This window comes from Agrobacterium sp. 33MFTa1.1, from assembly GCF_004328495.1.
GTDB lineage: Bacteria > Pseudomonadota > Alphaproteobacteria > Rhizobiales > Rhizobiaceae > Agrobacterium > Agrobacterium pusense.
Window position 1 is genome coordinate 1,373,982 of record NZ_CP036359.1, and the last position, 8,519, is coordinate 1,382,500.

5 protein-coding genes are annotated in these 8,519 nt (G+C 59.2%); 4 read left to right on the top strand and 1 reads right to left on the bottom strand.

The features are described 5' to 3' along the window. Positions 1-11: 11 nt before the first annotated feature. The 4 genes from prfA (at position 12) to clpB (ending at position 6,123) form a co-directional block, all read left to right on the top strand. Positions 12-1,091 (top strand): peptide chain release factor 1, encoded by a 1,080-nt coding sequence (gene prfA / locus EYD00_RS20155; RefSeq protein WP_004437995.1) that lies wholly within the window; start codon positions 12-14, stop codon positions 1,089-1,091. Further along, a complete protein-coding gene (gene prmC / locus EYD00_RS20160; RefSeq protein WP_022563497.1) occupies positions 1,088-1,957 on the top strand; it encodes a peptide chain release factor N(5)-glutamine methyltransferase in 870 nt (289 codons plus the stop codon). The genes prfA and prmC overlap by 4 nt, the downstream gene beginning before the upstream one ends. A 395-nt stretch (positions 1,958-2,352) precedes the next feature. Next, the gene (locus EYD00_RS20165) at positions 2,353-3,135 is read left to right on the top strand and encodes a DUF4167 domain-containing protein (RefSeq protein ID WP_034500240.1); all 783 of its coding nucleotides are present in this window, start codon (positions 2,353-2,355) and stop codon (positions 3,133-3,135) included. A gap of 363 nt (positions 3,136-3,498) precedes the next feature. Next, positions 3,499-6,123, top strand: coding sequence for an ATP-dependent chaperone ClpB (gene clpB / locus EYD00_RS20170; protein ID WP_006698032.1), 2,625 nt, complete (start codon positions 3,499-3,501; stop codon positions 6,121-6,123). Positions 6,124-6,191: 68 nt separating this feature from the next. On the opposite strand, the gene EYD00_RS20175 is transcribed toward clpB, so the two are convergent. After that, entirely contained in the window at positions 6,192-8,138 is a 1,947-nt protein-coding gene (locus tag EYD00_RS20175) for a M23 family metallopeptidase (protein ID WP_006698031.1), read from the bottom strand. Positions 8,139-8,519 lie beyond the last annotated feature (381 nt).

The following is an 8,519-nucleotide window of genomic DNA, read 5'->3' on the forward strand; positions in this document are numbered from 1 at the left end:
TGGAGTGACTGGTGGCGAAGCTTCCCGTCGAAAAAATGCGCGAGTTGGAAAGACGTTTCGGCGAGATCGAAGCGCGTATGTCGGCCGGGCCTGCTGCGGATGTCTATGTGAAGCTCGCTTCGGAATATTCCGAGCTCGAGCCGGTGGTGAAGAAAATTCGCGAATACGAGAAGGCGATCTCTGAGGCCGCCGATCTCGAAGCGCTGCTTGCCGACAAGACGACCGACAAGGATATGCGCGAACTGGCGGAAATGGAGCTTCCGGAGATCGAGAGCCGTATCGAAGAGCTCGAGAAGGACATGCAGGTCCTGCTGCTGCCGAAGGATGCTGCGGACGAAAAAAGTGCGATCCTCGAAATACGCGCCGGGACCGGCGGTTCCGAGGCGGCACTATTTGCCGGCGATCTGTTCCGCATGTATGAGCGCTTTGCTGCTTCCAAGGGCTGGAAGGTGGAAGTGCTCTCCGCAAGCGAGGGTGAAGCCGGCGGTTATAAGGAAATCATCGCCACGATCAGTGGGCGAGGGGTGTTCTCCAAGCTGAAATTCGAGTCCGGCGTTCACCGGGTGCAGCGCGTGCCGGAAACGGAAGCAAGCGGCCGCATCCACACGTCTGCGGCCACCGTCGCGGTGCTGCCGGAAGCGGAAGAAATCGATATCGAAATCCGCCCGGAAGATATTCGCATCGATACGATGCGTGCGTCGGGCGCCGGCGGCCAGCACGTCAACACCACCGATTCCGCCGTTCGCATCACCCATTTGCCGACAGGGCTGATCGTGACGAGCTCGGAGAAATCGCAGCATCAGAACCGCGCCAAGGCCATGCAGGTTCTTCGTTCACGACTTTACGATATTGAGCGCCAGAAGGTGGACAGTGAACGTTCGGCCGACCGCAAGAGCCAGGTGGGCTCCGGCGACCGCTCCGAGCGCATCCGCACCTATAATTTCCCTCAGGGCCGTGTCACCGATCACCGTATCAATCTCACGCTCTACAAGCTGGACCGGATGATCGAAGGCGAGATTGATGAGCTCGTGGATGCGCTGATCGCCGATTATCAGGCGGGGCAGCTGGCGCAACTCGGCGAGCAGCATTGAGCGCGCCGGCCGGGGCCACTGTCGCAAGTGAACTTGCCGCGGCCCGCAAGCGGCTGCAGGCGGCGGGGATCGCCGATCCACTTCTCGATGCGCGTCTCCTGATTGCCGAAGTCGTCGGTTTTTCGTTGACCGACTTCGTGATGAAGCCGGACCGGTCGCTCACGACCGAGGAGCAAGCCCGAATTGATGCGATGGTTGAAAGACGCGCCGGCGGCGAGCCTGTTCACCGCATCCTGGGCCATCGGGAGTTTCATGGCCTGGATCTTATTTTGTCGAGGGAAACGCTCGAGCCGCGCCCTGATACGGAGGTTCTGGTAGACACGCTGCTGCCTGCCTTGAAGGCTGCCGTTTCAGCCAGGGGCAGCGCGCGTATTCTCGATCTGGGCACAGGCACGGGGGCGATCTGTCTCGCGCTTTTGAAGGAATGCCCGGCGGCGACCGGTGTCGGCAGCGATATCTCCGCCGACGCGCTGGAGACAGCCTCGAGAAATGCATTCCGAAATGATCTCGGCGGTCGTTTCGAACCCGTTCAAAGCGACTGGTTCGAAAAAATCTCTGGCCGCTTTGACATAATTGTGTCGAATCCGCCTTATATAAGAAGCGATATCGTCGCAACGCTTGACCGAGAGGTTCGTCATCATGATCCTCTGGCGGCGCTGGATGGAGGTCAGGACGGCCTTGCACCGTACCGCCTCATCGCTGCCGAAGCAGGCCGCTTTCTTGTGGAAAACGGGATTGTCGGTGTGGAGATCGGTTTCGATCAAAGGCTTGATGTTTCCGCTATATTTTCTTCCCACGGCTTCTCTCTTCTGGACGCCGTGAAGGATTATGGCGGTAATGATAGAGTTTTGACCTTCCGGAGATAGTTGACGACGATATGTCTGCGGAATTTTTTGCAAGGATATTTTGCACAGCAAAAGAAAAGGCTTGGATTTCCGCGGGAAGCGGGATAGTTTGCGGCCACATGCCGGGTGGCTGAGGACGAACTGAGATTCGTCAGGGTATGGGTCAGTCCCGAAGCGGGTTCTTTAAAGAGCCCTGAAAGGCTGGGCGTTTCCGGCATGTGAATCAGTAAACTTTGTTCGCAGACGGCTCGGTGCAGCATTTGCGCGACCGGTCGTCTTACGCGAGGTCTTGTCCGGAGGTATCTCGGCAGGGCGCGTGATGGAGCAATTTCAGGAAAAATTTCCAGCGGTTTTCCGCCCGGAATTGCATGAAAACAACCAGATTATCAGCAAAACAGAATTCAGGTGAGCAATTGATGAGGCCAGGACAGCAAAACAAGCGCGGCCGGGGGCGTGGAAACAACAACAATAATAATGGTGGCGGTAACAACAACTTCAACCGCAAGGGCGGTAACCCGCTGACCAGGACTTATGACAGTTCCGGCCCCGATGTTAAAATCCGTGGCACAGCCCAGCACATAGCGGAAAAATACGCGGCTCTGGCGCGCGACGCACAGAGTTCCGGCGACCGCGTGATGGCTGAAAACTATCTGCAGCACGCTGAACATTATAACCGCATCATCGCGTCGGCTCAGGCGCAGATGCAGGAACGCTTCCAGCGCGACGACCGCGGCGAGTATAACGCCGCCGATGCCGACGAGATGGATGTGAATGATGGTGACGAAGGCGCCATTGCACCGCAGCATCAGGCCGAACAGGCCGAGCGCGCGCAGCAGCCCGAACGCCAGGAGCGCGCCGAACGGAACGAGCAGCGCCAGGAGCGCCGTGAACGTCCCGACCGCCGTGAGCGGCAGGAGCGTCAGCCACGCCAGCAGGCGAGCGCAGACCAGCAGCCTCCGGTTTATGACGCCAGTCAGGCGCCGCAGCCCGTCATCGAGGGTACGCCGATGGAGGTGGCCGTCGAAGAGGAACAGCAGCAGGCGGAAGCTCCAGCCGAACGCGCACCGAAGACGCGCCGGGCGACCGGTCCGCGCCAGCGCCGTCCACGTCGCACTGCGGCTGCCGAAGGTGCCGAAGGTGAAGATGCAGGAGCCGGTGAAGAGGCCGCTCCCGCCACGCTTGAAAACGCCGCGGAATAAACAGCGCAGGCAGACATGCCCCAGACTGAAAACTCCGGCTCGCCGGAGTTTTTTTATTTTGGCGCGCCAAAGTCTATGACTGCGCGCGCCAGCATGGCTAGCAGGGTGAAGCTGACGCCCGTCAACTTCCTGGGAAAATTTCTCGACGGCCGGATTTCTTCCCCTTTAAACCGATGAAAATGCCTCCCATATTCGAGCAGGATGGAAGGTTGCCGATACTGCTGGCGACCGACCATCGAGAGGCGGCGATCGTGAAATCCTTAAACACGGCTGTCGTAGCGGGGCTTGCCTTTTGAGGGAGCCTCAACCCTAACACCCGGAGCCGTGCCGAAAGCGGGCGGGCCGGTCTATGGAGGTTCGACTATGAATATTGAAAAATACTCCGAGCGCGTTCGCGGTTTTCTGCAATCGGCGCAGACCTTTGCGCTGGCCGAAAACCATCAGCAGTTTTCGCCCGAGCATGTTCTCAAGGTGCTGCTCGATGACGAGCAGGGTATGGCGGCATCGCTGATTGAGCGGGCTGGCGGCGACGCGAAAGAAGCGCGTCTTGCCAATGATGCCGCACTGGCAAAATTACCAAAGGTATCCGGTGGCAATGGCGGCCTTTCGCTGACGGCTCCCCTTGCAAAGGTGTTTTCCACCGCCGAAGACCTGGCCAAAAAGGCTGGCGATAGTTTCGTCACCGTCGAGCGTCTTCTGCAGGCGCTTGCGATTGAAAGCTCTGCTTCCACTTCGGCTTCCCTGAAGAAGGCCGGCGTGACGGCGCAGGCGCTCAATCAGGTCATCAATGATATCCGCAAGGGCCGCACGGCTGACAGCGCCAATGCCGAACAGGGCTTTGACGCGCTGAAGAAGTTCGCGCGCGACCTGACGGAAGAGGCCCGCGAAGGCAAGCTGGACCCTGTTATTGGCCGCGACGATGAAATTCGCCGTACCATTCAGGTGCTGTCTCGCCGTACCAAGAACAATCCCGTGCTGATCGGTGAACCTGGCGTCGGTAAGACGGCGATTGCCGAAGGCCTCGCCCTGCGCATCGTCAATGGCGATGTGCCCGAAAGCCTCAAAGACAAGAAGCTGATGGCGCTCGATATGGGCGCGCTGATCGCAGGTGCGAAATATCGCGGTGAGTTCGAAGAGCGCCTGAAGGCTGTCCTCAATGAGGTGCAGTCTGAAAATGGCGGCATCATCCTCTTCATCGACGAAATGCATACGCTGGTCGGCGCCGGTAAGGCGGATGGGGCGATGGATGCCTCCAATCTGCTGAAGCCCGCGCTTGCCCGCGGTGAGCTGCACTGCGTTGGCGCCACCACGCTCGACGAATATCGCAAGCATGTGGAGAAGGATCCGGCCCTTGCCCGCCGTTTCCAGCCCGTGCTGGTGGATGAACCGACCGTTGAGGACACGATCTCGATCCTGCGCGGGTTGAAGGAAAAATACGAACAGCACCACAAGGTCCGTATCTCGGATTCGGCCTTGGTTGCGGCTGCGACGCTTTCCAATCGCTATATCACCGACCGTTTCCTGCCGGATAAGGCAATCGACCTGATGGACGAAGCCGCGTCGCGTCTTCGCATGCAGGTGGATTCCAAGCCGGAAGAACTGGACGAACTGGATCGCCGGATCATCCAGCTCAAGATCGAGCGCGAAGCCCTGAAGCAGGAGACGGACCAGTCTTCTGTCGACCGGCTCAAGAAGCTCGAGGATGAACTGGCGGATACGGAAGAGAAGGCCGATGCGCTGACGGCCCGCTGGCAGGCGGAAAAGCAGAAGCTCGGCCACGCCGCCGATCTCAAGAAACGGCTGGACGAAGCCCGCAACGAACTGGCGATCGCGCAGCGCAACGGTCAGTTCCAGCGCGCCGGTGAATTGACCTACGGCATCATTCCGGGGATCGAAAAGGAACTGGCTGCAGCGGAAGCGCGGGACAGCAGCGGTGCCGGCTCGATGGTTCAGGAAGTGGTGACGGCGGACAACATCGCGCATGTCGTTTCCCGCTGGACCGGCATTCCGGTTGACAAGATGCTCGAAGGCCAGCGCGAAAAGCTGTTGCGCATGGAAGACGAACTTGCCAAGTCCGTTGTCGGGCAGGGTGAGGCCGTTCAGGCCGTGTCCAAGGCGGTTCGCCGTTCGCGTGCCGGCCTGCAGGATCCCAACCGGCCGATCGGTTCGTTCATCTTCCTCGGCCCGACGGGCGTGGGCAAGACCGAGCTGACCAAGTCGCTGGCCCGCTTCCTGTTCGACGACGAAACCGCGATGGTTCGCCTTGACATGTCGGAATATATGGAGAAACACTCCGTTGCCCGGCTCATCGGTGCGCCTCCCGGCTATGTCGGTTACGAGGAGGGCGGGGCGCTCACGGAAGCGGTTCGCCGCCGGCCTTATCAGGTCGTGCTGTTCGACGAGATCGAAAAAGCGCATCCGGATGTCTTCAACGTCCTGCTGCAGGTGCTGGATGATGGCCGCCTGACGGATGGCCAGGGCCGCACCGTCGATTTCAAGAACACCATCATCATCATGACCTCGAACCTCGGTTCGGAATTCATGACGCAGATGGGTGACAATGACGACGTGGATTCGGTTCGCGAACTGGTGATGGAGCGTGTCCGGTCGCATTTCCGGCCGGAGTTCCTTAATCGTATCGATGATATCATCCTCTTCCATCGCCTGCGGCGGGACGAGATGGGTGCCATCGTGGAAATCCAGTTGAAGCGGCTCGTTTCGCTGCTGGGAGATCGCAAGATTTCGCTCGAACTGGATGAGGATGCCCGTAACTGGCTTGCCAACAAAGGCTACGATCCCGCCTATGGCGCGCGTCCGCTGAAGCGGGTGATCCAGAAGGCGGTTCAGGACAGGCTTGCGGAAATGATCCTTGGCGGGGAAATCCCCGATGGTTCGCGGGTCAAGGTGACCTCTGGAACCGACCGGCTGCTGTTCAAGGTCAAGCCGCCAAAAGCCGAGGCCGACACTGAGGCCGCCGACGCTGCATAAAAAAAGGGCTCCGGAAACGGGGCCCTTTTCCTATAAGCGGACTCTGTTGATCTGAAATCCCCTGCCGATCAGCGGCTTGCCACCTGATTGGACTTTTCTTCGATATTCAGCAGATTGTCGATGCGTTTTCTCTCGTCGGAGAAACGCGCCAGCGCTTCGCCGGAAAGCGACTTGCCGCCCGGCAGACGCACCTTCATCGCGTCCACCTTGGTGCCGTTGACGATCAGCTCGTAGTGCAGATGCGCGCCGGTCGAAAGACCGGTCGACCCCACATAGCCGATGACCTGACCCTGCCGGACCTTTGCCCCCTCGGTGACCCCCTTGGCGATCGCGCTCTGGTGGTTATAGGAAGAGACATAGCCATTGGCATGGCGGATCAGGGTCTGGTTGCCGTAACCGGAAGCCCATCCGGCCTTCTCGACAGTGCCGTTACCCGTTGCGATAATCGGCGTGCCCCGGGCGGCGGCCCAGTCTGTTCCCGTATGCATGCGGCTGAATTTCAGCACGGGATGGCGGCGCATGCCGAAACCGGAGGTCATGCGGCCGTTTGGAACCGGGTTGCGCAACAGGAACTGCCGGATGCTTTTGCCGTTTTCATCGAAATAATCGATGCTGTTGTCTTCCGGATTCTGGAACCGGTAAAAGCGTGTCTCGTTGTCGCCGAACTTGGCATTGACATAGAGCAGCTCCGACTTGTCCGTCGCCTTGCCATCCGCATCTTCCACTGAGAAGAAGGCTTCGAGCGTATCCGCGGGCTTGAGCTGCGCCTGGAAATCAACGCTGCTGGCCAGAAGCTTGATCAACTGCGAAACCATGCCCTGGTTCATGCCGTAAGCAAGCGCGGCGCGGTACACCCCGTCATAGACGCTTGGCAGATCGCGCCCCGCCGCAGGTGCGGGTGTGCTGTCAAAGGCGGTCGCCACCGCGTCCAGTTTCGGTGGTTCGCTGGCCTTGATGAAGCGCTTGCGGTCATCGACGGCCATGGTGACCATGTGGCGGCCCTTGCGGTAAAGGCTCACGCGCACGATATCGCTTTTCTCGTCTTCCTGAAGGATGCCGACGCGCAGCACGTCGCCGCTTTCAACATTGTTCGACTGGATTTGCGGTGCCAGCAGGCCGGCAATCTCCGAAGACTGTGCCTTCGAATAACCTGCGCCGAAAAGCGCGGCCTCGATGGTTTCGGTCTGACGGGCAGGGATCACGTCATCGGCATATTCCTTGACGGGAACGGAGGCCGATTGCGGCGTCGAGACCGACATGTTCTGTTCGACGACGCGGGCGGCCAGGCCGGCGGTGATGTCGACGTCGCCTTCGTCATTATCGAAACGGCGTGGATCGATGTAATAAAGCGCGGCAAGCTGTTCGTTGCCGTCTGTCAGGATCGATCCGTTGGAACGCACGGCTTCCTCCACCTCATCGAAGCTCAGCGAGCCGGCGAAGGGGAATTTGGAATGCTGCACGGGAAAGGCAACGGTCTTCAGGCTGACTTCGGATTCGACCTCGGAACCGTAAATCGTTCCCGTCCTGCTCGGTGCAGGTGCCGACGCGTCCTTGTCGTCATTGCTGGCGAAGATATTAAGGGGATCGAAGGCTGGATAGTCGTCCTGCTTGGCGTAATTTGCCGCAAGCGGAATTTTCACGTGGGAGAAGGGCACCTTGCGGACCACTTCCTTGTCGCCTTCGTTGATGACTGTCGAGACTTCCATGATCGAGCGGTCGGACGGTCGCGCGGCAATATTCGGTGCCACGAGGCGCGTGCCGCGACGGGCTGCCTCCGTCACGTTGTTGCCCATATCCGCCTTGGCGAAGGCTTCGGCGGGGATGGCAAGCTGCTGACGTCCGTCGAGAGCGGCAAACAGGGCCACACCCATCAATATGGAAGAGGTAATACCAGTGAGGAACGTGCCGGAAAGCCATCGAAGCGAAATTTCGCGGCGATCGGGTGCACGTCGCCCTTCCGCCAGAATTGGCGGTTCCGTGCCTAGCGACCGGATCACGTTGCGATCCGCAGTCATACTGGCTGTGCCCCGTCGGTCATGCGCTCTCCAGAAACTTCAGGCGAAGATGTGCAACTTTCAAAGCCGCGAGTCAAATCCATCGACACCATGGCTAAAGGTTTGCAGCGCGCTTTATAGGATATGCGCAGGCATGCCCCATGTTAACGCTTCGTTGACAAACCAATTAGTGAGGAACCGGGCCAAAAGAAGGCACGCCCCGGTTCTTGCGGGCCTTCGGGATCTTCTCCTGTGCAAAATCGCTGCGTTTAACAGGGGCCCGTCGGCCGGCATTCCCAGGAAACCGAAATAACATATTAAATTCAGATGCTTGTCGAATTTTCTGAGTTTTTCGAATTTGGCCTGTTGACTTGTTCGGTGGGGTTCTCTTATAAGTCCGCT

Coding starts and splice junctions, on each gene's coding strand:
- EYD00_RS20165 (WP_034500240.1), top strand. CDS start 2,353: ATGAGGCCAGGACAGCAAAACAAGCGCGGCCGGGGGCGTGGAAACAAC.
- EYD00_RS20175 (WP_006698031.1), bottom strand. CDS start 8,138: ATGACTGCGGATCGCAACGTGATCCGGTCGCTAGGCACGGAACCGCCA.
- clpB (WP_006698032.1), top strand. CDS start 3,499: ATGAATATTGAAAAATACTCCGAGCGCGTTCGCGGTTTTCTGCAATCG.